Here is a 26,763-nt window from a genome sequence, read left to right on the forward strand (position 1 = left end):
TTCTTCAATTACAAAAGAAATATGGTGACTCCATTTATCAAGATATTGAGCCATATATTGTTGAGAAGCCAAAAGCACAAGCGATTAAATGGGATAACTAGGAGCACACATGGAAAAAGAAAAAATGACTTTTCCAGAACTGCAAAGAGAAATGCAAATTGGGAAAAATAAATCAGTTAAAAATCACAGTGGGCAGACGAACTACTATTACCGAAATGCAGAGCAAATTTACGAGCATTTTAAATCATTGAATAGCGATTGGACGCTAATTGTTAGTGATAAACTATATGAAATTTTAGGACGTCTATTTGTAGAATCAACAGCAATAGTTTCAAATGGAACCGAAAGCTATACTGCCTTAGGATATTCTGAACACGATCAAGTTCCTATTTTTGAAAAGTCAGGGGAACAGCAAATGCAAAAACCGCAATGGACTGGCGCTGTAAGTTCCTACGCTAGAAAATATGCATTACAAGGCTTATTTGCAATTGGTGAGAATGATATAGATGATTTACAAAATACCAATAATAACGAGACTCCTATTTCAAAATCTGACGGGAATAGAAAAGAAGAAAAAGCAAACGAACAACTTGAGCGAGCATTAAAAAAAGCTAATGAATTAAACGCTCCAATGGAAAAAATATTGGAGTGGAATAAACTTGCAAAAATAGAAGCGATTAAACAAATCGCCGCATGGATTGAGGAGAAAAAATGAGCATAATCACAGTAACTACAGAATTAAACGAAAAAAATACCAGAACAATCAATACTAAAAATGGGGAAAAGCAAGTCGTTAGCGTTCCTATTGTAAAAGACTCCACTGGGAAATGAGTATACGCTTCAGCATTTATTAATTTCGCTGTAAAGGTTGGTGACACATTAACCATAAGTGGTCGAGTTGAACAAAAGCAAGATGGGAACTATTTAAATAACAGTTTTGTATTTCCAACAGTTGAACGAATGTATAAACCAGGTGGCAAACCTCAAGCTAAATCTGCACCAATTTCAGGAACAGAGGTAGAAATTGATGATGCTGATCTACCATTCTAAAAAGGAGAGTGGTCATGGCAAGAACTACATTAGTTTGTGTTTATCGTGATGAAGAATTTATCACTTGCGGAACTCCTCGAGAGGTGGCAAACGAGTTTAAAATTTCTATCAACTGTGTTTACAGTAAAATATCACACTTTAAGCAAAGACGAGAAGATGGTATGACACAAAGGAAGAATGCATATCAATGGTATTCATTCTTAGAATAAAAGAAAGGAGCTAAATTGGCAGAAATAAGTTGGATTAAATTGAATGTCAACATCTTTGATGATGAAAAGATGAAGCTTATTGATAAGCTCCCTGAGAATGATGCAATCTTTAGAATTTGGGTTTATCTGTTGAGCCTAGCAGGCAAAACAAATGACTCAGGATTGGTTTATCTTAGCAATCACATTCCATATACAGATGAGATGATAGCAGCTTTATGCAACAGACCTATTAGCATTGTTAGATTGGCTCTGATGACATTTAAAAACTATGGAATGATTGATGTCTATGACAATTCATATATCGCTATCAATAACTGGGAAAAGCACCAAAATATTGATGGAATGGATAAAATCCGTGAGCAAAATCGCTTAAGAAAGCAAAAGCAACGAGAGAAAATTCAAGCGTTAGATAGTCACGTGACGTCACGTGACAGTCACGCAACAGATAAGATAAGAATAGATAAGAATAGAAAAGAAGAAGAAAAGAATACTACTATGTCGGGCAAGCCCAACGATGTTGTTCCTTATACTGAAATTATTGATTATCTGAATGAAAAAACTGGTAAGAAGTTTAGCAATAAAGCAACAGCTAACAAAAAGCTGATTAAAGCTAGATGGAACGAAGGCTATAGAGTAGATGAGTTTAAGAAAGTGATTGATAATATGTGCAAGGAATGGCAAGGGATAGTTTTCAGTAACGGTAAGTCAGCTGAAGCTTACCTAAAGCCAGACACACTATTTGGAAGTAAGTTTGATAAGTATTTGAATACTGAGCCATCAACTAACAAGCCAACAAGTAACAAGCTTGTTAAGCCAGCTCCTGAATGGTCAAATACCAACGAAACAGAGTCAACTGAACTATCAGAAGAACGAAAGAAAGAATTGAAGGTCAAATATGGCATCGAGTGGGATTGATTGGATTATGTCAGAAGATGCAGGAAATGAGTTTATCAAATTCTGTGAGGGTTTTGCAAAGCCAACATTAGATCAATATTTCAGATATGCTAAGTGGTCAATGAAAGAGTACGGTGGAGTTAATCCAGGACACTTTCTTTCAACGCTACTGGGTATTCAGACAAGTGACATCACTGAACTACAAGATGGGAGTGAAACGGTAGAGGGATTGAAGCAGAGGGCATTAAATGAAGTTTAGCTTTGAATTAGATAAAATGCCCACAACGCAACAACAAAAAGGGATTAGCTGGCGGAATGGCAAGCCGATATTCTACAACCGTAAGGGAACGGACAACACAGAACTGCTTCAAAAGTTGGTAGATAACAAGCCTGGTACATCGTTTCTAAAACCAGTACCAATCAAGCTGTCTGTGACCTTTCACTTTGCGATTAAACAAAAGAAAAAGTGGTGGCAATGGAAAACAACACGGCCTGACTTAGACAACCTCATGAAGAATTTACAGGACTTCATGACAAAGCTAAACTACTACGAAGATGACAGCCAAATTGCTTGTTTAGAAGCTAAGAAGTTTCATAGCGAAAAGAATGTGATCACGATTGAAATTGAAGAACTAAAGGAGACGGAATGAAAGAGCTAAATGAAGCTGTCAAATCATTCATCAAGCAACATGGAGACAGTTCAGTAGTAACGATAGACGACAGGCTAATATTTCGCCGTCTAAGAGAGTTAGACGAGATGGACGATAGAATGTTTAAAGAAATCATGAACGAGCTTACGTTTGATTTCTGTAGCGTAGAGAATGGGTATGAGGTGTGGAATTAAATGTTTGAACGATTCGATAACTATTGCATTGTCAGAAACGTTTCACAAGTCAAAAAAACAATGCTCACACGCTTTGAATGTGAAACAGGTAAAGTTATACCGAACGAAGGCAAAACGGCTCTAATGAGCTTAAATCACGTTCAGTTATTTAGAACACTGGCTGAATGGATGGGAGAGTAAATGGCATATTACGATAGACGAAATGAAGCAAGACGGATAAGTATTCTTGCAAGTAGCAATGCACCAAAAGAAATCAAAATGAAAGAACTTGAAAAAGCGAGTGAAAGTCAATTTAATCGAGAATTTCAAGCTGATTTTCATAAGAGAATTACAGAGTTAGGAGCGAAGAAATGACGGCCGAAACAATCGTGCAGGACTATCAAACTCATTTGCTAAAAATCATATTCAAAGAAACTGAAAATCTGATCCTGAAGAAAGAAAAAGCGGATAACAAAGCACATGAGTTAGCTAGCAACGGCCACTCAGTAAAGACATCAGCTCACTGGAAGTCGGTAGGCAATGCAGAATTCTATATCAGTGAAATGTACCGTAGATTAGACACACTCGCTGAAATGGATAGACTGTTTCATTGGTCAAGTAGATTGCACCAGGACGGATTGAGCTTTGTGGATAAGTACCCTAGGACAATGAAGAAGTATGGATTAAGAGGGAAAGTTGAGGACACTGGTGCTAGGCAATAACGTATTAAAAAGTGTAAGCAACAAATGGCTTACGACTAGACTAATTGAAGAAGTTGAAAAACGTGAGAGCGTTGAGAGTATTCGTCAACTAGAAAACGAAATACTTGTACGAATGGAAATGGAGATTAGATGAGCAAACTAATATTTAAATGCTCCAACTGTTCGGACATCAGAACGATTGATGATGAACACATTGGTGAGCGCATGGCCGTGCCACGGAATGTGTTGTGTGATGAGTGCAAGGAGAAGGTGAATGGTTGAGACGGTACTATGGATAGTCGCAGGCATTGCTATTATAGTACTGAATATCGTTATCTATATTGACAGCAGGGAGGACAAGAAGTGAGACGAAGAAACAAGGAGTTAAAGGGTTACTTAAATAATTTTATTGTTTTTATGTTTTTAGGAATGGGGATATATGTTGTTATGGATAAGTTTTTTGAAAATGCGACACCTTCGGAGTGGATAGTTACCATTGCATTGTCAGTATGGTTCGCTTATACATCGAATATTACGGAGGATAAGAAGTGAACGCAATGAAATTTGCATTGGCGATTATATCAGTTGTAATTGCATTCTTATTTATGTGCTTACTACTTGCATTGCCATTATGGATATCTGCTTTGATTGTAGGGATAACTTTAATTTATGTGGTATCGAAAAGGAAGACATGAAAAAAAGCCCACGGCAATGGGCTTCTCCTTAAGTATTCGTTAATACTATTATAACATAAGGAGAGCAGTATTTGTGGGTAAGATTGATAAGTTAGATAGTCTGATACGTGATTATGTTAATGGCAATATGGATAAACAAATCATGTCTATTAAAAACAAACTAAAGTATAATGCTATGGCTTATGGCTTAGATGTTGACAAGTTAATTGCTGAGGATAGAACACTAGCTGAACTCACATTCTACAGGCAACAGATTGATGTTTGGTACTGCGCTTATCCAGAAGCAAAACAGATATGTGAATTGAGGTGGGGCGAGAACATGCAACAATGGGAAATAGAACAGGAAGTCCTATTGAGTAAAGCAACCATCTATCGTAGGTACAGTGAATTCAAAGCAACCATTGCTGAATGGTCAGGTATTAGATGAGGAGTTACGATTGTAGCTCTTTTTGTTTTGACCGAAAACTTGATTGATAGATGAGACATTAATGATTGAAAGATGAGACGTCAGCCCTTGCGATACTTGAGATAATTAATACATGAACACAAGCAGACAAACATTGGTGATTAGTGCTTTGGAGTTCGGCAGCAAGTCTGGTTATTACACATGATTAAGGTTAAGGTTCGATTCCTTAGCTTGCTATATGGAGGTGTTAAATGGAAGTATTCATTTTAGTCTTGGCTTGCGCTGGCGCTTGCTATTTAATGATGTCAATTTTAAAGCTTTCTTTTTGGTTAACTGATTTATATTTTGAACATCAATCGTTAAAGAATACAAATGCTAGCAATCATATAGCAAAGCAAGAAATTTTCCTATTAAAAAAAGAAATAGAAGAATTAAAGAATAAAAAATAATTTCAAAAATTTTTTTAACCCCCCCTATTTTATATTTCAAGAGGGGTATTTAGGCGGTAGGGTGTCCTTCGTAAAAACCTCCCAAAAATACAAAAAGAAGTTTTTGAGACTTTGCATAATCAGTTAGGAATAGCTAAACAATTTCAAACTATGATTAAAAATATCCTTAAAAAAGAGAAAGTTTAGAAAAGGAGGTGATTCAGTTAGCTAGAGAGTCGAAATTAGAAATATTAAATAGCCCTGAGACGACTGAAGAAATCCTCGAACTCGTTTCTGAAGGATATTATGACAAAGACATTTATAAAGAGCTTAAAATATCGAATGCGACTTTCAAAAAGTGGAAAGATGAGCATGCTTTGGATTATAAGAAAGCTAAAGCTAAAAGTGTTGGTGTCGCTCTTAAAAGTGCAGAGAATGGGCTGATGAAGAAACTTCAAGGAGGAGTAAACAGGGAAGAAATCTTTAACTACAATTACGATGAAGATGGAAATGAAACTTTAATCAGTAAGCAAGTTAAAACAAAAGAATTCCCACCAGATACACTCGCTGTGATGTTCACATTGAAAGCTGGTAATCCTGAAAAATGGAACTATGCAGAATTCAAGCGTTTGGAACTTGATAATCAAGGCAACGATGAACTGAAAGATATTGCATTAAGTCTTAAGCAGTATCGACCAGAGAATTTCCAAGGAGGTGGCGATGAAATACCTCAATGAGATGCTTGAATGGGTCAAAAGTGAAGACAAAAAGTTGAACAAATATATTTTAAGAGAGATTGAAAAACAAAATCGAATTCACTCAAAATATATTTATCGTTTGGATCGTATCGAACAGTACATCGCTTTCACAGAAGACAATTTTTATTTAACCAAAGGTGATTTACGAAAAATAACATTGTTGCCGCCTCAAAAATGGTGGGCCGAGTTGATGATTGGCTATGACATGATTGACGAACAAGGCGACCAAGTGCAGCTTACGAATGAGTTCTTTCTTAACATGGGTCGTGGGAGTGGTAAAAGTTCATATATTGCAACTAGACCAACGCATTGGCTATTATGGGGCGGAGTTTATGGCGGTGAAGCCCAAATTATTGCTTACGACAACAAACAAGCGAGACAGGTTTATGACCAGGTTAGAATACAATCGCAAGCAAGCCCCCTATTTCATGCTTTAAATAACGTCAAGCAGTTTAAAAGTACAAAGATTGGCTTAGAATATGCACCAACTCAGGCGAAGTTCTTCAAGCAGACAAATGATGTGAATAGGGCGCAAGGTGGAGATACTAGTTTAAATGTCTTTGATGAAGTTCACACTTATAAAGATGACATCACAGAAGCTGTCAACAAAGGCTCGCGTGCCAAGCAAAAAAATTGGCAGTCCGTTTACATCACTTCAGGTGGAATGACTCGTAATGGCCTGTATGACAAGATGATTGACCGCTTTACTAGTGATGAAGAATTTAACAATGATCGTAGTTTTGGTTTGCTCTATAAGTTAGAGAATATTGAGCAAGTGAAAGACAAAAGCAACTGGAGTATGGCGTTACCACTGCTTGGGCATTTGCCGTTGCTGTCAAACGTTGAGGCTGAATACAATCTAAGCATGGGAGACCCTGCCTTACAAACCAAGTTCTTGGCCTACAACATGGGCATTCAAATGAATGATGTTACACATTATTTCTCTAATGATGAAGCGATTAGAACTCAATTTGATGAAGTGGTGTTTGATAATGCACCAGTATATGTTGGCATTGACCTTTCATTGGTTGGAGACTTGACAGCTGTCGCATTCATGACAGAAAAAGACGGAGTGAGATACTCAAAAACGTTTGCCTTTATGGTCAAGCGCCAATATGAAAACTTGGACAATGACACGAAAGAATTGTACGAGACCTTTATAGACGAAGGCAGTTTGAAAGTATTAGACAGCGAATATATCGATGTGAACGATTTAATACCAGTTATCCAAGACTTTAAGAATAAGCATTCTTGTTACTTCCAAAAAATAGCTTATGACCCAGCACGTTACGAGATGTTGAAGCACTTGATTGATATTTTCTTCTTTGATAAAGATGGAGATAATCAAAAGGCGATTCGTCAAGGTTTCGCAATGTCTGACTATATCAAGTTATTCAAAATGAATATTGATAGTAAGACCCTGGTTCATAATCAAAAGCTCATGGAATGGTCTTTGATGAATGTTGCTGTGAAAATCGGTATTTCAAAGGATATCATGTACACCAAACTATTGGACAAAGAAAAGATTGACCCTGTTGTGGCTCTTACAATGGCATTGGAGGTGTTTGTATTAGATGAACAGGAACGCTGAAACAGTTCGTGAAAGTGGCTTTTACAGTTCTAAGAAATGGTTGAGTTTACGAAATGCTATTCGAGAACGTGACATGATGACTTGCCAAAAATGTGGAGATTATCAAGCTGAACGCTATGAAGTTGACCATATCACGGAGTTAAATTGGCAAAATGTGGACGATTGGGAAGTAGCTTATAATCCTGACAATTTACAGTTACTGTGTCATGAATGCCACGTTAGAAAAACAAGGGAGTACCGAAAAAATGGAAAACGGTTGTTCTATTAGAGGAGACACATGGGAATTTATCAAAACATTGTAAAGATATTTAGAGGTCGAATTGACAAAAAAACACAACGTGTATCATGGCAAAATGCAACTACAAATTTCACATCTAACTTCATTTTAAATATTCAACATCGGATAGCCAATGAGATTTCAAAAAGCTATTTCAATCACGTTGAATACACAGTTAATTCAAATGGATATGACTTTAGCAGAATTTTGACAGGAACTGATATTGATGAAGTTTTGAATTGGGCGCCAAAAGAACATTACAATACGACTGAATTTTGGAATGATGTCGTTGTGAAAATGTTGAATAACAAATACGTTCACTTGAAACCAATTTTTGACACGAAAGGTTCATTTATTAGCCTAATTATTGTCGGAGATGAAGAATACAAGCTAGATGAAACAGTAAATTTGGTTAGTCCTTTCTATAGTGACAATGGCACAAGCTTATTGGATAACATCTTGACCAGTGTTTATGAAAAACTTGCGACCAATAAAACACGTGCATTCTTGAAAATAAACGGTTCATTCGACCAAGGCAAAGAAGCTTTTAAACAAAAGGTAAATCAAACCCTAGAAACTTTTCAAGAAGTTGGAGAATTCAATGGGATTGGCGTTTTAGATGCTAAAACAGATATTTTTGAGCTTAATAACTCTTATAGCGTGATTACCCAAGAAGAAATGGATTTTATCAAGTCTGAAATTCTTTCAGGATATGGTATCAGCGAGAAAGTTTTACTTGGTACAGCTACAGAAGAAGAAAACACAGCCTTTCGTGCGAATACAATAGCAGTCCTTTTAGAGCAGTTGGAACGAGAGCTGACATATAAGCTTATCAGCTCTTATAAGCGCATTAGGCGAGAAGGCAAGCAGACATACCAACGTATTGTAGTCAATACGAATGTCATGAAGTTTGCTAGCTTAGATCAGCTTATTAAATTCTCGCAAGCCAATACCAATACACCAATTGCTCAACAAAATGAGGAACGTGGTTTCTATGGCCTTGCACCTATCGAAGGTGGAGATGAATTCTTTGTTAATTTGAATTCAACCACTGCAAAAAATGTCACAAAAACAGAGGAGACAGATGGAGAAAGTAACTAATACTGCTAAAATTGTCGTCAATTCAAAAAACGATGAAGATATTGGTGAGGTAAAGAATACTTACCATGCGGTTATTGCTCATATAAATGAAGTAAATAGCAACGGATACAACTTAAAAGGCAATGTCATTGAATTTAAACGTGAAGTTTATCCCTTATTGTATCAACACAATGACCAATCTATTGACGGTTTAATTGGTTGGGCAAAGCCTTATTTCAATTCAGAAGAAGAAATTTATGAAGCCGATTTTGGATTTTATAAAGGGGCTGAAAAATTGGAACAGGCCATTGCGGACGGAGCTTTCAAAGAAGTTTCTGTCTCATACTACGTAGATAAAGGCGATTTCAATGACACATTCGTGTTAGATATCGAACAAGCAACATTTGCGGAGCTTTCAATTGTTTCTGTTGGAGCCGATGCAAATACTAGCATCACAAAAAATGGCTTATCTGATGAATTGCAAAACAAAAAAGAAGAAGCGATTAAAAACGCTAGAAAGCTAAAGGAGCTAAAAGAAAAATATGAATGCATTTGATAAAAAAATCAATAATGAAGTACTTGAACTAGCTAAATTGAAGCAAGAAAAAATTGCAGAAATGGCAAAAACAAATAATGCTAAGGCTGGCGAAGAACTTGACAAAGAAATCGAAGAAATCAACAGTAAAATTCAAAAAATCGCTGATGATCTTGGCGTAGATATTTCAGAAGTTGCTGGCAAACTCGATCATTTGGATGAAGACGAAGACGAAGGAAAAGGACAAAACGCAATGAAACAAACTCCATACTTGAACACTAAAAAATCTGAAACTGACTTTTTCAACTTACTCAGAAATTCAAATAAATCGGAAATCGCAAAGAACTGGAAGGATAATCTCGTTAAAAATGGCGTGACAATCGTTGATGAAACGCTCCAACTTCCAAAGAAAATTGTTGAAGATATTCAAACAAATCTCCTCAATACGAATGATGTATTCCCTCTTTTTCGTGTGACTAGCATGGGGGCTCTAATTGTATCTAGCACTTTTGAATCGAATGACGAAGCACAAGTCCATGTCGAAGGGACAGTGAAAGAAGTGCAAGTTGCAACTGTAACAACATCAACTATCGACCCACAACTTATTTATATGGCATCTCAAGTTTCAGAAAAAGCGAAACGATTGACAAATGATTATGCTCAACTCCATGATTTAGTAGTTAAAGAACTCACTCAAATGATTGTGAATAAAGTTGTTGATTTGGCATTAATTGAAGGTAATGGGTCTAATGGATTTAAGGCTATCGCAACAGATGATCGTGAAGGATTTGTAAAACATATTTCCAGTGCAACAACTCTTGTTGACGGGATCGAAGATGCAGCAGATTTTGTTCGAAAACAAGCAGGAGTAAAAAATCTCATTGTTACAACTGAGCAACGGAAAGCTATTCTTAAAGAACTCCGTGCCTTGCCAGGAAACGAGCATACAAGAATTAAGAATGATGATGCTGAGATTGCAAGTGAAGTCGGTGTTGACAAACTCATTATTTACACAGGAACTAAAGCAATTAAACCAACAGTTCTCGTAACTAATGCATACCACGTTGATATGGAAAGCCTCAGTCGTGTTGAAGCGTTTGAATGGAAAACAAATGAAAATGCCATTCTAATTGAGTCACTTTCTGCAGGGCACATCGAAAAAATGTACGGTGCTGCAGATATTACAGTTGCTACAGCTTAAGGAGCAATAAATGGAACTAGATTACATTAAAACTTTTTGTCAAATTCCGCAAGAAGTAACTATTTATAACGAAAATCTGGAACTTTTACGGTCGCAAGCCCTCGGAGTTTTAACAGTTGCTGGTGTTTCTACAGACGAGACTAATAGCACTGTTAAGGGCTTTATATCGACCTATTGCAGACTTTACTACTTACCTGAACCAACGAAAAACTTCACTGAAATCGAACAAAAACGGCTTCAAGTGTTTATCAATTTACTAACTTACGGAGGTACTGACGATGTACAGGGCTAAACAAACATATATTAACGAAAATGGTGCTTACGTGATTGCTGGCACCAAAGTAAATTCGGTGGCTGGCAATCAATTGAAGTTTTATGAAAAAGTAGGAGAGGAAGCGAATGAGGACCACACAACTAAAACTCGTAAACCTCGTGCTAGAAAAACAGCCAAACAAGACTGAAAAAGAAATTGAAAAAACGTATGTATTTGCTGCTAAAAAAGAGCGTGTCTCACAAAGCCGATTAGACAATTTCAGTATGCAAGGCCTATCACGAACATACCGATATACGATTTACAACTTGGGAGAGTTAGCTGATCTTAATTTTACCTATTTCTATGATGAAAAAGGAAAAAAATATCTAGTCCAATCACTTCAAGAAAGCCTAAATCGTAACGAATGGACGATAGAAGGAGTGTTAGCAAATGGAATTTAACGATTATGCCCACTTTTTGAAATTCATTGATACTTTACCCATTAAAGATATTGTCTTTGGTGTAAAACCTACTATTGAAAAAGATACGCTTTATCTTTCACTTCAAAGGACTAAAAATGTTGGAAGTGATGACTTTTCTATGACCGTTGGTTACTGGATCAATCTCGTTCTTTCAGTTGATGCAGTGGATAGCATTGCAGTCAAAAAGTTGTCTGTTGAATTACAAAACGGAATGAATTATCAAAACTGGGACGAGACTACAAAGCTATATGTTTACAGTGGCTTGGTTTATATTCCAGTTGGTGGAGATGTTGACCTATGGACGGAATGAATATTTCAGCTATCACAAAGGAATATAGTGACGAAATCGAAAAGCAAATGTCAGAGTTTATTTACAATGATCTAAAAGCTAATGCGCAAGTCGCATCAGGTCGTGCTAGGAAGGTTCGTATTCGTTCAGGTAAGGTATATCGATACAGAAATACGGGCCAACTCGCTAGAATGATAGCTATCAAAAAAGAAGGTGACCATACAACAGTCGATGCTGGAACACGTGGGAGCTACGGTGGTAAATCATATCACGGTATGTATTTCTTAGTTGAAAAGGCTGGTATCAAAGCGGTAGATCAAACGTTAAAACGTGCGAAAATGTACGTTAATCAAATCAAGATATAGGAGAAAAAATGGGATTAAATGTAAAATACGGCGAACGTTCGATTACATGGGGGAATGAGGCACTAGTAGTTGCTAAATTCAATGAATCAGGACAAGTTGACACTGAATCTATTAAAGTGCTAACTGGATTAGTTTCAGTTGGTGCAATGGAAGACCAAGCAGAAGTACAAAATTATCCAGCTGATGATGTTGCAGACCACGCAACAAAAAAAGGTGCAACACTCTTAAATGGCGAACTTGTGTTTTTACAAACAGATGAGGCACTTAAAGAAGAACTGCTTGGGCAAGTTGAAGCTTCTAATGGTCTTGGTTACGTGCAAACTGGGCAATATCCAAATCGTATCATTCAATATGTGCAACGTACGCAAACGAAAAAAGCAGACGGGACTATTGAAAAGGGTTATAAAATTCAAGTCTTACCAAACGTTCAAGCAACTGCAGAATTAAGTTTTGAAAGTGAAACGGATAGCTCTGACGGTGTAGACCCAATTCAATATACGCTCGCTATTCAAGCAACAGCAACTGATAACTACACAGACAAAGGCTATAAACCAGCACAACAAGAATTTACAATCAATGGCGATAATGTAGACCTATTTGAAAAAAAATTCTCTACAACTCCATTCGTATTCATGCCTGACACGGTATTGACTGCTGGAACCACAGAATAATTAGAAGGTGGGTATTATGAAACAACTATCAACTGCACAGCGTTTTAAACTAGTTACTGGCGTGGATATTTATAAAAAATTTAATGAACTAAAGAAAGCATCAGAAGGCGACTTTGACGGCATGACTGAATTGCAAGATTTTCTTCATTACGGTTTGTATTTGACCTACGAAGAAAAAGATTTGCAAAAAGCACGTTCTTTGTTTGCTGATTTTGATAAATCAAAAGAATTTAACACAGATGGGCAAACTTTGGAAGAACTTATGACACGTTTTGCACCAAATAATGCCTAAGATTAGAAAGCGAGGGCAGTAAGTTCTCGTTTTTTTGGAGGTATTATGAAATTAAGACAGGCAATTCGATATTATGAGCTTACTGGTGCTGACTATTTAACCGACTTGAAAAAGTTTGCCGAATATCAACGTGCTATGTTTGAGTTCAATCATGTGTATGACGATTATACGGAAGTCCTAGCAACGTTTGCGACTCGATTAGGTCAATTATATGTTGATGAAAGTAATGAACTTAAAACTGACGATATGGACTTTGACGATGTTCATTTTTTGATAAAAAAATATACGCAATCAGTGCCAAAAGAAGAAAAGGAAGATAATTCTGTTTTAGAACTTTCAGACAACCATTTAAGAAAAAAAGTTAAAGGCGAAAACATGACACTTAATTTAGTATCGTCAATTATTGGTAGTGATATTGATTTAACTCAATTTCTGGACATGAATATTGAAGTTGTTTCCGAAATATTAGAGCTTTCTAATGAGAAAAAAGAAAAAGCAAGAAAGAAAAATAAAAAGAAAGGACTTTAATATAAATGGCTGATGCTAAATTTAAAATTGATATATATGGTGATACGGCTAAGTTTGAGAACAGCTTAAAGGGTATCAATAGTGCGATGTCCGCTTTAAAAGGCGAAGCAAGTCAGTTGCGTAAAGACTTAAAGTTTGATCCAAGTAACGTGTCTAAAATGACACAGTTGCAAAAGAATTACACGCAACAGTTAGAACAAACAAAAGCCAAGTTAAGTACGCTCAAGAAAGAACTTTCTGGAGTCGATAAGACGACACCTGATGGGCAGAAGAAGTTTATCAAGCTTTCAAAAGATATCCAGGATGCACAACTGAAAGCTGGTTATCTTGAAAAAGATATTCAAAGTGTTGACGGTGCGATTAAAAGTGGCAACTTTAATGTAAAACTACAAACATCGGACTCTGAAAGTAAGTTAAAAAGTTTAAGAAACAATTTCAGCGCTTTGCGTGAAGTTGCGGTCGGTGTGTTCCGTCAAATTGGTTCAAACATAACTAATTCAATCGGAAATGCTTTTAGTGGTTGGATAAGTGATACAAAAGCAACTCAAAAAGCAATGATTTCACTACAAAATGTAATGAAATTCAAGGGAAATGAGAAAGATTTCACTTCGCTTTCTAAACAAATGCAAACTTTGGCTACCGATACGAATGCAAACACTGAAGATACTTTAAAACTAGCTTCAACATTCATTGGATTGGGAAATAATGCAGAAACTGCAAGTGCTAAAGTAAGCAATATCGTTAAGGCAAACCAAGCTTTCGGTGGTACTTCTGAAGACTTAACAGGAGTAGTACAAGCTTATAGTCAAATGAGTGCAGCAGGTAAGGTTACAGCTGAAAATATCAATCAACTGACTGATAACAATACGGCTTTAGGTTCTGCATTGAAATCGACTGTTATGGAAATGAATCCAGCACTTGCTAAGTATGGTTCTTTTGCTGGGGCAAGCGAAAAGGGAGCTATTTCTGTTGATATGCTTGACAAAGCTCTTGCAAAAATGGGGCAATCAAGCGGTGGTGGTGTTGAAACGATTGATGATGCAATGGCTAGCTTGAATGAAACAATTTCAATCGCATTACTTCCTTCACTCGATAAAATAACACCTCTTGTTACAAAAATAATCAATCAAGTCGCTAGTAATTTGCCTAAAATTCTTGATAACATCACAAAAGTGACTGATTTTATTGTCAAAAATGCGGATGCGATAATCGCATTAGTGGCTGCGGTTGTTGCGGTGGTCGCTGCTTTTAAAACATTTAGTATAGTAATGTCAGCATTGACCGCTATAACTGCAGTATTCGGTGTAACGTTCGGTGTAGCTTTTGCGTGGTTAATTGCTATTATCGCAATTATCGCTGCGGTCGTTGCAGTCGGTGTACTATTGTACAAAAATTGGGATAAAGTGACGGCCTTTGCAATTAGTGCATGGGGGAATGTAAAGAAGTTCTTTGCTGGACTCGGCACATGGTTTGGACAGTTATGGGACAACATTGTAAAATCTTGTACAGACGCTTGGACAGCTATTGTCGATAGTGTAAGTGGAGTAGTCGAAAATATCAAATCGTTTTTCAGTGGTATTGGCACTTGGTTTGGTGAACTTTGGGCGAGTATCGTTGAAATGTTTACAAACGCATGGACGTCGGTAACTGAAACTGTTCAAAATGTCGTGAATAGTATTGTAACATTCTTCCAACCATTGACTGATTTAATTAAAGCAATCATTGATTTGGTTGTAGCAGTATTTGATTTAGGTTGGCAGTTGATTTTGGCTGGCGCTAGACTTGTATGGCAAGGAATGACAGCTCTATGGAATGGACTGGTCGCATTTTTTACACCAATTTGGGAAGCAGTAAAGAATGTTGTGAATTCTGTATTTGCAGCCGTAGGTCAATTTGCTAGTAACGCGTGGAATAAGATTGTTTCTATATGGAATATTGTTGCCAGTTGGTTTAGTGGGATATTTAATGCAGTTAAAGACGTAATTTCTAGCGTGTTTAGTACGTTTGGCGGATATGCAAGTAACGCATGGAGTGCTATTTCTAGTGTATTTAATTCGGTTGGACAATTCTTTTCAGGAATTTTCAATGGAGTGAAAACGACTATATCAAACGTATTTAGTGCAGTAGGTGGCTTTGCTAGGAGTGGTTATGATGCCATTACTCGTGTTTTTAATGGAATTGGTGACTTTTTCTCAAGAATATTTAATGGCGTTAAACAAACAATCGATAACGTACTTGGTGGAGTATCAAGTACAATTAGCGGAATTACGGACAAAATTAAGGGTGTTACAGATAAGGTTAAAGGATTGTTTGGTGGTTCTATCATTGTAAGTGGCCCGAGTTTTAATCCTAATGTCATACGTGGCTTAGAACGAAATTCTGTATCTTCTGTTAGCAACAGCAATCAAAATATTTTCAATATCAACGGTGGCAATCAAAGTGCTTTGAGTATCGCACGAGAAGTGACACGTTTGCAAGCCTTGGGCAGAGCATAGAAAGGTAAATATGGTAAGGCAATATATCATTCATACAAACCTTGACGGCGTAGATGATGAACAAATAGATGTTACGAACGGAAAATTAAGATTTTACGAACCAAACAACCTGGGATACGAACGTGAAAATAACATTTGGAGCATGGCTGGAATTGGCGTGCAAGGTTCTTCAAACACTGTTTTGGAGCAAATGACATTCAAAGTTGAAACTTTCGGAGTGGGACTATACGAAAACTACGCTCTTTTGAAAGAATTTGTTGAAAAAATTACACCACGCAAATTCGTAACACTGGAGTACACGACTAGCATTGGCACATACTACGCTGATCTAGCTTTTAATAACATAACCAAAACAGAGGGATATGGTTTTAACGGTACTTTCAGCGAAGAAATAACGTTTGACTTGCTCCAGAAGTGGTATAGCTATGAAGTCTTGGAATTTGATATTGTGGATAATGGAACCTTTGATGAAAAATATAGCAAAATTTATGCAACTAACAAATACGCATACAACGACATACCTAGCTACACCTATTTTGGCGAGTCGGATGTAGAACGTTTTAGCGAATACGAGGTTGAACCAAATGTCTACTCTTTCGTTGCAACTTTCAAACCATTGCCCGATTACACGGGAAACGAATATGGAATCGTGTTGCTTGATGACAACGGAACTGAATACAGTGCTATATTATTTGAATTCAACGAAACAGTGCCAAGTATGTTTGAAATCAACACAGATGTTAATGATGAATATTACCGTGGTAACTTGGCTGGAACGAGTGTCAATCTGTTTTCGAGTATGGTATTTAGTCGATACAGAACACGGATTTTACAAGAAGGTTCAATTCGCTTGATAGGAATTACTGATTTGAATATGTATGTTAAGCGTAGAAAGGATTTTGTCTAATGGAATACAATCTATATGAAAATTTCAATCCTAATATATACGCTTTAAACACATACAATTTTAACGGAACTTTAACCCAACCGCCCCTACCTAAACCCAAAGCACGTGGTTTGTTGATTGATTATGAGTTGTGGACGACTGGTTATGAATATACTTCTAGTGCAATTTTAACAAGTGATTGCGAAGTTGGCGATATCGTCGAAGTTCTTTTAACTAATGATGTTACTTTTGCTTCAAGTGCAACTGAAACCATAAAGCATCAACAGAGCTTGATATATGAAGTGATTGACGTTGACGATGATAACAAAGCGACGCTTAAAAACTATTTTTGGGCGATGATTGACGGTATGTCATTACCAACGGCACTTTTAAAGGGAAATACCGCCACGATTTTCAATAAGTTGGTTGATAATTCTACTTCCTCGCTCGTTCAAAACGGTGTGCAGCTTAATGCTAGCGATCTCGTTCAAAATATATCATGGAATAGGAAAAACGATACAGACGAAGCCGAGGACATAGCCAAAACACTATTTAGGTTTAACAAATATCAACCGATTACATTTTTAAAAGACAGATATATTTCATCTGATAAAGTTGGAATTGGAGTATATGTTGGCATGGTTTCAAGGCAATGGAAAAGAAGCGCAATTGAAACTAGGATTGATGATGTTCAAAACGTTAGCGTTCAAACAGAGGTCATTACAGAACGCTCAAATTATAACTTTGTCACTACTTATGTCAAAAATTCAAGTGGTGTCTATTCAACAAGCCCAACCGCACGTTACACGCTCAACTCCTCGAATACGGTCGTTAATATGACAAATTACACTGGAAACGGTAGCGACCTTCCTATTCAACGCATAAGCAAGACAATGTTCTTTGATGAAGCTCCAACGACTGCGGAGATACGTGCAGAAATCACAGGTGATACAGTCATATCAAAGCTATATTTTAATCAATCCGAACTTTTACCACTTCAAGTTAATGACCTAGTCAAAATTTGGTACAACGGAATGAGTTATTCGGGTCACATTTCCGACAAGTGTTATACCCCCTTTACAGAGCGCTTGCTATTCATAGAGGGGGATAAGTCATGATGAAGTATAAGGCGACGTTAGGTGGCAAATGGTGGACATATACAGATAATGAGAGCATCGATTTAAGGCAAGACCACTTGGGTGTGTTACCTGCGACTGTTAAATTGATTGATAGTGATACAGTTGAGTTCGAAACAGAATTGGACTATCAAATAGGTCAAAAAGTTTCAATCGGTGGTTACCCAACTGGAAAACGTAATTTCAAAATCATGGAAGTTTCGATTACAAATCATCCAGTTTACGAAAACGCAAAAATAATAGAAAAGGAACAAATAGATGGCAATTAAGAAATACACGTTCTTCAGTCCTGACGGAAATAATTTTCCAATTACAGCAAATTCAGATGCAAAACTATATCAAATGTTGGGCGGTATGACTGATTTTAGTACTTTTAAAGCTAAACATTGGACAGATCCAAGCAATACCGCTTTAAACAGGGTATATAACAATACGTCGTTGATCGTTGGTGGACGTTATTTCGAACTGGATACCGAAACTCTCACACTTGCACCTAACGCAACCAACTATATTCATGCGAATATCAATCTTTCTGAAACACTCGATCCAGTGAGCTTGTCTGTGGAAACAGCGGACAACTCTAATACTATTGATATTAACAACAGTAGCGGTATTTTGAAACGGTGCTTTGAGGTCGTATCTACCTCTGCTAGTAGCGTTTCTACCGCCACACTTAGACCTCAAGTTACTAAATTAGACCAGTTACAGCTTTCAAACGACACGAACGATTGGATTAACCTAACTCCAAAGAACGGCTTTAGCGGTAATCTAAAATATCGCATTTTCGGTGGTGTATTGTTCGTTCGTGCTTACGCTTTGACTTGTCCAGCTGTTGCTGCTAACACAGTTGTTACTTTTGCCACAATCCCTGGCGTTAACACATCTTACATCACACATTCGTGGGCGACTGCTGCAAACTTTGGCTCTGGTCTTTACGTTTCCTATCCTTGCATGGTAATAGGCGATTCCAATGGAAATTTAATCTTTGCACGCGATGCTGCACTTCCATCTGGATATAAGTTAAGTGGTAGTGCAAGTTGTCCACTCTAAGAAAGGAAAAATAATGATTAATAAACTTAAAAATATGACAGTAAAAGAAATCTCATCTATTTTAACAACAGTATTGACAGCACTTGGAGCATTTTACTTAGCACTTGCTCAAGTTTGGGGGCTACCGTTCTCGACAGAGGTAGTCGCAACAGTGGGCGCAGTAGTGACTTTTATTTCTGCCATTCTTGGTGGTACAACCGTCGCAAAAGTCGTTAACCGTGAGGATTAGAAAAGAGGGATGAATGGAATTTGAAGAAGCCATCCAACGACATGAAGATAAACTCAAACAGCATGATAAAGAATTACAACGATTGAATGATTTTAATCTGACCATGCAAAACCACATCAATGAAACATTTATTCGTGTTGAAGAAAGTAATAAATTTTTGCAAACACAAAATATCCGCCAAGCAGAACAAAATGAAAAGATTTTAAATGCAGTTTTAGAGCAAAAAGAGAAAAACGAGTCACGAACTTACGACTTGAAAAAAGTCAGCCAAGAGAACATGTGGAAAATGATTTTTGGCATTGGTGGTTCAGCTGCTTTAATTTGGGCAGCGATTCAACAAATTCTTAAAATTATTTAGAAAGGAATAACAATGGCACAAAACGATGCTAAAGTATTGGCTTGGTTTATACAAAATATTGGCAAACTGACCTACTCACAGTTCGGCTCACGCAACGGAAAAGACGGGACAGCAGATTGTTCAGGTTCGATGTCGCAAGCCTTAAACGAAGCCTATGGCGGTGCTACACTGTATAGTACAATCTCAATGGCCACTCGCTTAAAGGAACTTGGCTATGAGAAAGTATGGTCAGGCAAAACGACTGATGCACGTCCTCAGAAATACGATGCGATCATGACAACAAGTTCATCTAGCATGGCAGGTAGCGCAGGAGATAGCGGACATATTGGCATGATGATGACCAATGAAACGTATATCTCGTGTACAGCAGTGGACTGGTTAGGCCGTGGTACATTTATCAAAAACAATGCGATTCAAACTTGTCCGTGGATGGCATATAAAGATGTAACACGGCTTCAAAATTATTGTGAGATTTGGCGAAAAACAAGTCCAGCAATTAAGACTGGTAATACAAACGAAACCACAAAAGTGGAAGAAGGAGAAGAAATGCGAATTATTAAAATTGTAGGTAAAGCAACGCTGTACTTGGTACGAGTGACAGGCGTAACCTCGCTCACTGCTCAAGAATGGATCGGTGTCAAACGTGTCTATGGATTCACAGATAAGTCTATCGATACAGTCAATCAAGCTGAATTTGACGGCATTAAATCTGCACTTAAAAAATAATGTAAGATTGCTCCGAAAGGGGCTTTTTTTTATAAATACTTGAAATACAATAGCAATAATTGTATTTCAAGTAACGTCGCTCCATCGGCGTTAAGTTTTTCATTCCAGAGTGCCATTCTCCAGTGGCGCTTTTTCGATTAATAAATTATTGTAATATTTTATTAATGATTGTATAATAAAATCATAGCCTTTAGCGAGACTATGGTATTTCTCTTAGGTATTACGAAGCTGTCTAGGTGAGTAGGCAGTTTTCGGTTCTTTAGCTTAGCTGGTTAAAGCTCCCCGCTCATAACGGGGCGACCGTTGGTTCGAGTCCAACAAGAACCATAATAGAAATGATACAGTGAATTATTGACACAACTTAGAAATAATGTTATATTTAATTTGTTAATACTTTATGTGATTTTTCATATCTAGCACTGGCCATAACCAGTGCTATTTTATTTTAAAAAAATTAAGGTAATACTTGAAATGCTCTTGTAAAGTGCTATAATATATTCATAGCTTACAGAAGGGCTATAGTCGATTCAACACATTAGAGAATACCGTCTTCCCAGAGGCGGTTTTTTATATTAATTTTAGAAAACGCTTGCAATAAACAATACAATGTGCTATCATATTTATAGGATGTGATGAGGTTCATACTCCACATCAAAGCCCCATTTAAAGGGGTTTTTGTTTTATATTTATTTAGAAAACGCTTGCAAAGTTTTGCATAAGGTGTTATAATAATTGTACACATGAAGGAAACCTAGATTTGGGTAGGGGGAAGTGCAACTAGCGCTAGTAGGTTCGAATCCTGCCTCCTTCTTTAGAATGTGATTCCCACTTTCATACACCGCCTAACAAGGCGGTTTTAAATATCCAATTCACAGAAAACGCTTGCAAAATAACCAGATTATGATAAAATGAAGTTGGAGCTAACCAGACTAGCTCATGAAAGTTTTTCCTTTCTCTTAGACCGTCCATCAGGGCGGTTTTATTATCCAGCGGAATATTATATAGAAGAAAAGCACTTGGTGAGAGTGCTTTTTTTGTGTGTTGAAAAAAATTTTTAAATTGCCCCTTTTCTGCCCCTTATTAAACAAAATACACCAACAACAATTGGTGTATAAGTGTTTATGACTTATTGTCTAGATAAATCGTGATTAGTCCTGTGCCTTTTCGTGTTCGAACAATGGTGAAACTGGACGACCTTCATGAATACGTAAAATGGCATTTGCCATGTATTCAGCAGCAGAAAGATATTTCACGTTTGCTGGTTTACGGTGGTCAGTAACAACAGAATCTGTCACCAAAATTTCTTTGATGTCAGCATTTTCTAAGATTTCAGCAGCGTTCATTGTGAACAAACCGTGACTAGCTACGGCATAAATTTCACTTGCGCCAGCTTCTTTAACGACAGCAGCAGCATTTCCGAAAGTGACACCTGTATTTAAAATGTCATCAATCAAAATGACTCTCTTGCCTTCAACATTACCAATGACATAGCCATTTTCACGTTGTTTGTCATCATCTTCATAGTCAACGATAGCGATTGGAGCTTCCAAATATTCGGCCAAGCTACGTGCGCGTTTGATTCCTGAATTTTTTGGTGCAACAACAACAACGTCGTCACCGAATAAACCATTTTTACGGTAGTAATCTGCAAACAATGGAACAGTAAACAAGTTATCAACAGGAATATCAAAGAAGCCTTGAACTTGAACAGCGTGTAAGTCAAGCGTCAAAAGACGGTCAGCACCAGCTTTTACAATCATATCAGCAACTAATTTGGCGGTGATAGGTTCGCGGCTTGTTGCAGTACGGTCTTGGCGGGCATAACCAAAGTAAGGCATCACGATATTTACAGAATGCGCAGAAGCACGTTTACAAGCATCAATCATGATGAGTAATTCCCACAAATGGTCGTTAACAGGACAGCTTGTCGATTGAACGATAAAGACGTCACGGCTACGAACGGATTCCTCCATGTTAATCATAATTTCTCCGTCAGAGAATTGTTTAGTTGAAACTTTTCCTAAAGGAACTCCAGTAAATTGGCTGATATGTTCAGCAAGTCCAGGATTAGATGTCAAAGCAAAAAGTTTTAAGTGCGAGTCCGAGTAAACCACGATTTATCTCCATTTTCATATTATTCTACTTCAAAGTGTTCAGCAATGAAGTCACATTAGATAAGTCTATTTTACCAAAAAAATGTCATAATTGACAGTCCAACTGGTTATTTGTTTTAAGATTAAAATTTTAAATCTCAGAAAAATAGAAAATAGTACGTCTAAAATTTTGTGAAAATTTATTCAAACTATTGTAAAGCGAAAAAAATAATGCTATAATAACCTTGTAAAGAGTTTAACCAAAAAATCAAGTGATTTGTTTAATAATTTTGGAAGCAAATCCAAATTTAGGAGAGTATTATGCAAAAGAAAAGAATTTTCTCACTTTTAGCAGTGTCAACATTGTCAATCGGTCTTCTAGCTGGTTGTGGAAATAGCAGTGATTCAACGAAATCATCTAACTCGGAAACAAAAACAAGCCAAAAATCCGATAGTACAGATGTTTTTGCTGGAGCAACTCAAGGAACGAATAGTTTCTCAGATCTTCAAAAAGGATTTGACAAAAATGGTGCTTGGCTCAATGCAACTAAAGGAGACATGGAGGCATCAGGCAAAACTTTGACAGTTGATGGCTTATTTATTGGTGATAATACTGTGGCAAGAAAATTGGCAATCTACAGTCAAGATGACAATCACAAGATCACCTCACGTTATACACTTACTGTTGATAAAATTGATGTTAAGTCGCCTGGATTCTACATTTCAAACGGAACTGTTAAAGGGGACGTCAATGTTTATGCAGCTGGTTTCCATGGTCAAACGGGAACAGGAGTGGATGGACAAGCAACAATTGATGGGAACTTGAACTTCGCTAGCCAAGATCTCTTGGACGCCTACAACAAATTACCTGATGCACAAAAAGTTAAAGTGACAGGAAAAGTTTCGGTTGTCAAAGCTGACGTGGTTTCTGTTGAGTCAGGATCCGTAAAAGTTGCTGATCATGGTAATGTGACCTACCTTTTCAAAGGAAAAGGCACAGACACTCAAACAGGTGCAACAACAGGAACAGCAGATGCGTCAGTTCTGACATCAGCTTTAGGTAAAAATGGCTCATGGTTTGTTTCAGGCAATAAAGACATCGACGCTTCTGGAAAAGACATCGAAGTCAATGGAACCTTCCTGAATGAAAAATCCGCAGTACAACGGACATTAGCGTTGATTTCTCAAAATGAATCACATCAAGTAACAAAAGCTTTCACATTAACTGTTAAAAATCTGATTGTTAATTCGCCAGCATTTGATCTTGAAGGTGGAAATATTAAAGGGGATGTTTATGTCGGCGAAAATGGTTCGATCATGGCGCGTGCAATGAAAGACACATCAGGCAAGATACTCCCATCAGAAATTGACGGAAATCTTTATTTTGCAACAGAAAAACAAATGGAAACTTATAAGGCTCTCGCAGCTGAAAATCAATTTAAAGTAACTGGAGAAGTTGCAGTTAAAACATTCAAATAAGTAAAATATGTTGAATAAATAGTACTTTATATTACTTTCATCATATTGGTTATTAACAAATGATTCTAAAAATTTTTAGAATCATTTTTATTTTTCGAATAAATAACTAATCTGATTTTATGAGCATATTCATCGCAAAATAGGTCTCTAAAAGTTATCAATATTGATAAAACTCCTTGAAATTTATGAAAAATAATGAAAATAAAAAAACTTTGTGAAAAACCGAGCTTATACTTGACAAACCGTAATAAATAGCGTACAACTAAAGATGAGAAAGTATTAAGCTCACATAAGCAAAAACAATAATACTTTGCCTTAAAGGAGAACACATGAAACTTAAATCTGTAAAAGCAGGTGTCATCAGTGGTGCAGCTTTAGCAGCCCTCACACTTGGTGGTGTTGTTGTTGCTCACGCAACCATCACTTCTAGTGCTACAGCAGCCACAACAACAGACGTTGAAACTGGCCCAACAGCAGCTAAAGTTAATACTGCCAATCTTTTGTTGACAGCACCTAAAACTGTTACTGTTCCTGTTGGAGCAACTCAAGACCAAGTAAAAGCAGCCATCGGTGCTTTTGCCCAATACGTCAACTCAAAAATGCTTTCATCTGGTGAATACACTCAAGCCCAATTTGATAGCGCAAAAAATGGTGCAGCAACACTTGAAGCACTTGGTGCAGCCAATCCAAAACATTCAACTGACATCATCACTGTAAGTGCTGTTGATACTTCTAAAGCTGGTACAACAGTTGCTACTGTAACTGCTGCAGGAGCTAGCACAAGTACACCTGACGCTACAGTTCCTGTTACAGTTGTAGTCGGTACTGCATCTACCCCACTTTATAGTCTTGCCAAAGGAAACGACCATTTCTTAACAACAGACCTCAACCGTGCATTTGCCCTCCAAGCAGAAGGTTACAATTCACTTAAAGTTGTTGCCTAAGTTCCAACAACAGGAACAGTTGTAAGCAACTGGTATAGTGCTTCTTTGAAGAAACACGTTTTCACTACTGAAACAACACCAGCTTACATCGCTCACTTGAAAGCATTAGGTTATGCTCAACTTCCAAGTACAGTTCACTCAGCAAATGCTACTGATGCTGGAGCCGTTCCTGTATCTGTATCATTCAACAGCTTGGCAAACCACTTCTACACAGCTTATACCCTTCCTGCAGGCTACGGCAATGCAAGAACTGCATTCTACGCAGCAACTAAAGAAGAAGTAACTGGTGTTCCTTCAACTGACACAATGGTTGCAGAAGCGAATGCAGCAATCAAGGCATATCTTGCTACAAATCCAGTTCTTAAAGATGGACAGAACCTCTATCCACTTACATTCCTCCCAACAAGCCCTGTTCAATCTGTTACTTATGATGCAACAACAGGTAAAGCTGTCGTAACTGTTGCTGTTAAGGCTTCAGAAACAAAAGCTTTAGCTTTAGGTATCTCACAATCAAGCATCAATGCAGCAATCCAAATGGCTGAAAATGCAGGAACAGCTTCATTGCTCGGATCAGGTGTCAAATCAGTTTCATACGTTCTTGTTTAATCAACTATAAAAAGAAATAAAAAAATCTTGCTCAAAAGGACAAGATTTTTTTATTTTATGTATGTAGGAGCTGTTGATGAAATTTCCACTTCAAGCCAACAAACGAAGAGCTGGAGTTTAAAGGTTCAAAGAATTTAATTTAATGATATTTATGAAATACAAAAAATACAAAAAAGCAAAAAAAACAGCAAAAAACGGTTTTTTTACTTGACAAACCGTAATAAATAGAGTACAAATATATAGAGAAAGTATTAAGCGATCTTTAAGCTAAAATAAAAAATACTTTCCATCAAAGGAGAAACACATGAAACTCAAATCTGTAAAAGCAGGTGTTCTTGGTGGTGCTGCAGTTGCAGCCCTTACACTTGGCGGTGTTGTCTTTGCTAGTGCAGCTACAACAACAGCGACTACAACAGCTACAACAACTACAGTAGCTTCTACACCACTTTATAGCCTTGCCAAAGGAAACGACCATTTCTTGACAACAGACCTTAATCGTGCATTTGTACTTCAATCAGAAGGTTACAATTCACTTAAAGTTGTTGCCTATGTTCCAACAACAGGAACAGTTGTAAGCAACTGGTATAGTGCTTCTTTGAAGAAACACGTTTTCACTACTGAAACAACACCAGCTTACATCGCTCACTTGAAAGCATTAGGTTATGCTCAACTTCCAAGTACAGTTCACTCAGCAAATGCTACTGATGCTGGAGCCGTTCCTGTATCTGTATCATTCAACAGCTTGGCAAACCACTTCTACACAGCTTATACCCTTCCTGCAGGCTACGGCAATGCAAGAACTGCATTCTACGCAGCAACTAAAGAAGAATCAACTGGTATTCCTTCAACTGACACAATGGTTGCAGAAGCTAACTCAGCTATCCAAAGCTACATCGCTTCAGGTGCAGCAACTGCTGATGGTTCATACACAAACTTCCTCGGTGTAAGCCCAGTTAAATCAGCTACTTATGATGCAACAACAGGTGCTGTCGTTGTTACTGTTGCTGTTAAAGATTTGGAAACAAAAGCTTTAGCAATGGGATACACACAAGCAGAAATTAATGCACAAATCCAAATGGCTGAAAACGCTGGTACAGCTTCATTGCTCGGATCAGGTGTTAAATCAGTATCATACGTTCTTATTTAATCTTAAATAAAAACAGAACATTTAAAAATAGGGAGGTCTTGTTCAGTGATGTCAAGACCTTTCATTCATTTTGAGAAAGGAACATT

The 26,763-nt window shown here is 37.2% G+C and carries 39 protein-coding genes, 1 tRNA gene and 1 pseudogene; 39 read left to right on the forward strand and 2 right to left on the reverse strand.

Annotation, left to right across the window (positions count from 1 at the left end; all coding sequences use genetic code 11):
- Positions 1 to 109 precede the first annotated feature (109 nt).
- The 10 genes and pseudogenes from GHI45_RS00005 to GHI45_RS00045 all read left to right on the forward strand — a co-directional run bounded on the left by GHI45_RS00005 (position 110) and on the right by GHI45_RS00045 (position 3,698).
- Positions 110 to 715 carry an ERF family protein gene (locus GHI45_RS00005; protein ID WP_228385973.1) on the forward strand — a complete coding sequence of 202 codons (606 nt, stop codon included), beginning with the start codon at positions 110 to 112 and terminating at the stop codon, positions 713 to 715.
- Positions 712 to 1,050: pseudogene (locus tag GHI45_RS11340) on the forward strand (single-stranded DNA-binding protein). Before GHI45_RS00005 ends, GHI45_RS11340 begins: the two are co-directional and overlap by 4 nt.
- A gap of 14 nt (positions 1,051 to 1,064) precedes the next feature.
- The gene (locus GHI45_RS00010) at positions 1,065 to 1,259 is read left to right on the forward strand and encodes a hypothetical protein (protein WP_147780809.1); all 195 of its coding nucleotides are present in this window, start codon (positions 1,065 to 1,067) and stop codon (positions 1,257 to 1,259) included.
- Between the two features lie 15 nt (positions 1,260 to 1,274).
- Entirely contained in the window at positions 1,275 to 2,174 is a 900-nt protein-coding gene (locus GHI45_RS00015; protein WP_147780808.1) for a phage replisome organizer N-terminal domain-containing protein, read from the forward strand.
- On the forward strand, positions 2,155 to 2,412 hold the full coding sequence (locus GHI45_RS00020; RefSeq protein ID WP_147780807.1) for a hypothetical protein: 258 nt from the start codon (positions 2,155 to 2,157) through the stop codon (positions 2,410 to 2,412). The genes GHI45_RS00015 and GHI45_RS00020 overlap by 20 nt, the downstream gene beginning before the upstream one ends.
- Entirely contained in the window at positions 2,402 to 2,803 is a 402-nt protein-coding gene (locus GHI45_RS00025) for a RusA family crossover junction endodeoxyribonuclease (protein WP_147780806.1), read from the forward strand. Before GHI45_RS00020 ends, GHI45_RS00025 begins: the two co-directional genes overlap by 11 nt.
- A complete protein-coding gene (locus tag GHI45_RS00030; RefSeq protein WP_147780805.1) occupies positions 2,800 to 2,997 on the forward strand; it encodes a hypothetical protein in 198 nt (65 codons plus the stop codon). The genes GHI45_RS00025 and GHI45_RS00030 overlap by 4 nt, the downstream gene beginning before the upstream one ends.
- Complete coding sequence (locus GHI45_RS00035) at positions 2,998 to 3,177, forward strand: hypothetical protein (protein ID WP_147780804.1); 180 nt, start codon at positions 2,998 to 3,000, stop codon at positions 3,175 to 3,177.
- Positions 3,178 to 3,351 (forward strand): DUF1497 domain-containing protein, encoded by a 174-nt coding sequence (locus GHI45_RS00040; protein ID WP_147780803.1) that lies wholly within the window; start codon positions 3,178 to 3,180, stop codon positions 3,349 to 3,351.
- Positions 3,348 to 3,698: a DUF1140 family protein gene (locus GHI45_RS00045; protein ID WP_147780802.1), complete on the forward strand. Its 351-nt coding sequence runs from the start codon at positions 3,348 to 3,350 to the stop codon at positions 3,696 to 3,698. The genes GHI45_RS00040 and GHI45_RS00045 overlap by 4 nt, the downstream gene beginning before the upstream one ends.
- Before the next feature lie 138 nt (positions 3,699 to 3,836).
- Here the strand turns inward: GHI45_RS00045 and GHI45_RS00050 are convergent, their stop codons facing one another.
- Positions 3,837 to 3,986: a hypothetical protein gene (locus GHI45_RS00050; RefSeq protein WP_153497369.1), complete on the reverse strand. Its 150-nt coding sequence runs from the start codon at positions 3,984 to 3,986 to the stop codon at positions 3,837 to 3,839.
- A gap of 459 nt (positions 3,987 to 4,445) precedes the next feature.
- Here GHI45_RS00050 and GHI45_RS00055 point away from each other — a divergent pair, with 459 nt between their 5' ends.
- The 25 genes from GHI45_RS00055 (at position 4,446) to GHI45_RS00175 (ending at position 20,735) form a co-directional block, all read left to right on the forward strand.
- On the forward strand, positions 4,446 to 4,799 hold the full coding sequence (locus GHI45_RS00055) for a hypothetical protein (RefSeq protein ID WP_147780800.1): 354 nt from the start codon (positions 4,446 to 4,448) through the stop codon (positions 4,797 to 4,799).
- A 230-nt stretch (positions 4,800 to 5,029) separates the two neighbouring features.
- Positions 5,030 to 5,227, forward strand: a complete 198-nt coding sequence (locus GHI45_RS00060; protein WP_147780799.1) for a hypothetical protein — start codon at positions 5,030 to 5,032, stop codon at positions 5,225 to 5,227.
- 194 nt (positions 5,228 to 5,421) lie between these two features.
- Complete coding sequence (locus tag GHI45_RS00065; protein ID WP_147780798.1) at positions 5,422 to 5,943, forward strand: bacteriophage terminase small subunit; 522 nt, start codon at positions 5,422 to 5,424, stop codon at positions 5,941 to 5,943.
- A complete protein-coding gene (locus GHI45_RS00070) occupies positions 5,927 to 7,555 on the forward strand; it encodes a terminase TerL endonuclease subunit (RefSeq protein ID WP_147780797.1) in 1,629 nt (542 codons plus the stop codon). Before GHI45_RS00065 ends, GHI45_RS00070 begins: the two co-directional genes overlap by 17 nt.
- Positions 7,539 to 7,823: an HNH endonuclease gene (locus GHI45_RS00075; protein ID WP_147780796.1), complete on the forward strand. Its 285-nt coding sequence runs from the start codon at positions 7,539 to 7,541 to the stop codon at positions 7,821 to 7,823. The genes GHI45_RS00070 and GHI45_RS00075 overlap by 17 nt, the downstream gene beginning before the upstream one ends.
- A 9-nt stretch (positions 7,824 to 7,832) precedes the next feature.
- Positions 7,833 to 8,933, forward strand: a complete 1,101-nt coding sequence (locus GHI45_RS00080; protein ID WP_147780795.1) for a phage portal protein — start codon at positions 7,833 to 7,835, stop codon at positions 8,931 to 8,933.
- Positions 8,917 to 9,468 (forward strand): hypothetical protein, encoded by a 552-nt coding sequence (locus GHI45_RS00085; RefSeq protein ID WP_147780794.1) that lies wholly within the window; start codon positions 8,917 to 8,919, stop codon positions 9,466 to 9,468. Before GHI45_RS00080 ends, GHI45_RS00085 begins: the two co-directional genes overlap by 17 nt.
- Entirely contained in the window at positions 9,455 to 10,648 is a 1,194-nt protein-coding gene (locus GHI45_RS00090) for a phage major capsid protein (RefSeq protein ID WP_147780793.1), read from the forward strand. The genes GHI45_RS00085 and GHI45_RS00090 overlap by 14 nt, the downstream gene beginning before the upstream one ends.
- A gap of 10 nt (positions 10,649 to 10,658) precedes the next feature.
- The gene (locus GHI45_RS00095) at positions 10,659 to 10,940 is read left to right on the forward strand and encodes a hypothetical protein (RefSeq protein WP_147780792.1); all 282 of its coding nucleotides are present in this window, start codon (positions 10,659 to 10,661) and stop codon (positions 10,938 to 10,940) included.
- Positions 10,927 to 11,109, forward strand: a complete 183-nt coding sequence (locus GHI45_RS00100; RefSeq protein ID WP_147780791.1) for a hypothetical protein — start codon at positions 10,927 to 10,929, stop codon at positions 11,107 to 11,109. The genes GHI45_RS00095 and GHI45_RS00100 overlap by 14 nt, the downstream gene beginning before the upstream one ends.
- Positions 11,048 to 11,362 carry a hypothetical protein gene (locus GHI45_RS00105; RefSeq protein WP_147806231.1) on the forward strand — a complete coding sequence of 105 codons (315 nt, stop codon included), beginning with the start codon at positions 11,048 to 11,050 and terminating at the stop codon, positions 11,360 to 11,362. Before GHI45_RS00100 ends, GHI45_RS00105 begins: the two co-directional genes overlap by 62 nt.
- On the forward strand, positions 11,352 to 11,693 hold the full coding sequence (locus GHI45_RS00110; protein ID WP_147780790.1) for a hypothetical protein: 342 nt from the start codon (positions 11,352 to 11,354) through the stop codon (positions 11,691 to 11,693). Before GHI45_RS00105 ends, GHI45_RS00110 begins: the two co-directional genes overlap by 11 nt.
- The gene (locus tag GHI45_RS00115; RefSeq protein WP_147780789.1) at positions 11,681 to 12,037 is read left to right on the forward strand and encodes a hypothetical protein; all 357 of its coding nucleotides are present in this window, start codon (positions 11,681 to 11,683) and stop codon (positions 12,035 to 12,037) included. The genes GHI45_RS00110 and GHI45_RS00115 overlap by 13 nt, the downstream gene beginning before the upstream one ends.
- A gap of 8 nt (positions 12,038 to 12,045) precedes the next feature.
- Complete coding sequence (locus tag GHI45_RS00120; RefSeq protein ID WP_147780788.1) at positions 12,046 to 12,708, forward strand: capsid protein; 663 nt, start codon at positions 12,046 to 12,048, stop codon at positions 12,706 to 12,708.
- A 16-nt stretch (positions 12,709 to 12,724) separates the two neighbouring features.
- Entirely contained in the window at positions 12,725 to 13,000 is a 276-nt protein-coding gene (locus tag GHI45_RS00125) for a hypothetical protein (RefSeq protein ID WP_147780787.1), read from the forward strand.
- A gap of 45 nt (positions 13,001 to 13,045) precedes the next feature.
- The gene (locus GHI45_RS00130; protein WP_147780786.1) at positions 13,046 to 13,528 is read left to right on the forward strand and encodes a hypothetical protein; all 483 of its coding nucleotides are present in this window, start codon (positions 13,046 to 13,048) and stop codon (positions 13,526 to 13,528) included.
- 5 nt (positions 13,529 to 13,533) lie between these two features.
- The gene (locus tag GHI45_RS00135; protein WP_147780785.1) at positions 13,534 to 16,023 is read left to right on the forward strand and encodes a tape measure protein; all 2,490 of its coding nucleotides are present in this window, start codon (positions 13,534 to 13,536) and stop codon (positions 16,021 to 16,023) included.
- A 10-nt stretch (positions 16,024 to 16,033) separates the two neighbouring features.
- The gene (locus GHI45_RS00140; protein WP_147780784.1) at positions 16,034 to 16,930 is read left to right on the forward strand and encodes a phage distal tail protein domain-containing protein; all 897 of its coding nucleotides are present in this window, start codon (positions 16,034 to 16,036) and stop codon (positions 16,928 to 16,930) included.
- The gene (locus tag GHI45_RS00145; RefSeq protein ID WP_147780783.1) at positions 16,930 to 18,027 is read left to right on the forward strand and encodes a hypothetical protein; all 1,098 of its coding nucleotides are present in this window, start codon (positions 16,930 to 16,932) and stop codon (positions 18,025 to 18,027) included. Before GHI45_RS00140 ends, GHI45_RS00145 begins: the two co-directional genes overlap by 1 nt.
- On the forward strand, positions 18,024 to 18,314 hold the full coding sequence (locus tag GHI45_RS00150) for a hypothetical protein (protein ID WP_147780782.1): 291 nt from the start codon (positions 18,024 to 18,026) through the stop codon (positions 18,312 to 18,314). Before GHI45_RS00145 ends, GHI45_RS00150 begins: the two co-directional genes overlap by 4 nt.
- Entirely contained in the window at positions 18,304 to 19,095 is a 792-nt protein-coding gene (locus GHI45_RS00155) for a hypothetical protein (RefSeq protein WP_147780781.1), read from the forward strand. Before GHI45_RS00150 ends, GHI45_RS00155 begins: the two co-directional genes overlap by 11 nt.
- A gap of 13 nt (positions 19,096 to 19,108) precedes the next feature.
- Positions 19,109 to 19,324 carry a phage holin gene (locus GHI45_RS00160; RefSeq protein ID WP_222705842.1) on the forward strand — a complete coding sequence of 72 codons (216 nt, stop codon included), beginning with the start codon at positions 19,109 to 19,111 and terminating at the stop codon, positions 19,322 to 19,324.
- A 13-nt stretch (positions 19,325 to 19,337) separates the two neighbouring features.
- Positions 19,338 to 19,682, forward strand: a complete 345-nt coding sequence (locus tag GHI45_RS00165) for a plasmid segregation protein ParM domain-containing protein (RefSeq protein ID WP_147780780.1) — start codon at positions 19,338 to 19,340, stop codon at positions 19,680 to 19,682.
- Between the two features lie 12 nt (positions 19,683 to 19,694).
- Complete coding sequence (locus tag GHI45_RS00170) at positions 19,695 to 20,408, forward strand: peptidoglycan amidohydrolase family protein (protein WP_147780779.1); 714 nt, start codon at positions 19,695 to 19,697, stop codon at positions 20,406 to 20,408.
- Between the two features lie 253 nt (positions 20,409 to 20,661).
- Positions 20,662 to 20,735: transfer RNA gene (locus tag GHI45_RS00175), tRNA-Ile, on the forward strand.
- 821 nt (positions 20,736 to 21,556) lie between these two features.
- On the opposite strand, the gene GHI45_RS00180 is transcribed toward GHI45_RS00175, so the two are convergent.
- Positions 21,557 to 22,522, reverse strand: a complete 966-nt coding sequence (locus GHI45_RS00180) for a ribose-phosphate diphosphokinase (RefSeq protein ID WP_147779140.1) — start codon at positions 22,520 to 22,522, stop codon at positions 21,557 to 21,559.
- A gap of 300 nt (positions 22,523 to 22,822) precedes the next feature.
- On the opposite strand from GHI45_RS00180, the gene GHI45_RS00185 reads away from it, so the two are divergent.
- The 4 genes from GHI45_RS00185 to GHI45_RS00200 all read left to right on the forward strand — a co-directional run bounded on the left by GHI45_RS00185 (position 22,823) and on the right by GHI45_RS00200 (position 26,677).
- Entirely contained in the window at positions 22,823 to 23,980 is a 1,158-nt protein-coding gene (locus GHI45_RS00185) for a hypothetical protein (protein ID WP_147779141.1), read from the forward strand.
- 329 nt (positions 23,981 to 24,309) lie between these two features.
- Positions 24,310 to 24,924: a hypothetical protein gene (locus tag GHI45_RS00190; RefSeq protein ID WP_147779142.1), complete on the forward strand. Its 615-nt coding sequence runs from the start codon at positions 24,310 to 24,312 to the stop codon at positions 24,922 to 24,924.
- 45 nt (positions 24,925 to 24,969) lie between these two features.
- Positions 24,970 to 25,530, forward strand: coding sequence for a hypothetical protein (locus tag GHI45_RS00195; RefSeq protein WP_147779143.1), 561 nt, complete (start codon positions 24,970 to 24,972; stop codon positions 25,528 to 25,530).
- A 304-nt stretch (positions 25,531 to 25,834) separates the two neighbouring features.
- Positions 25,835 to 26,677, forward strand: a complete 843-nt coding sequence (locus GHI45_RS00200; protein ID WP_147779144.1) for a hypothetical protein — start codon at positions 25,835 to 25,837, stop codon at positions 26,675 to 26,677.
- Positions 26,678 to 26,763: the final 86 nt, after the last annotated feature.

The organism is Lactococcus sp. dk101 (genome assembly GCF_009601055.1).
Classification (GTDB): Bacteria; Bacillota; Bacilli; order Lactobacillales; family Streptococcaceae; genus Lactococcus.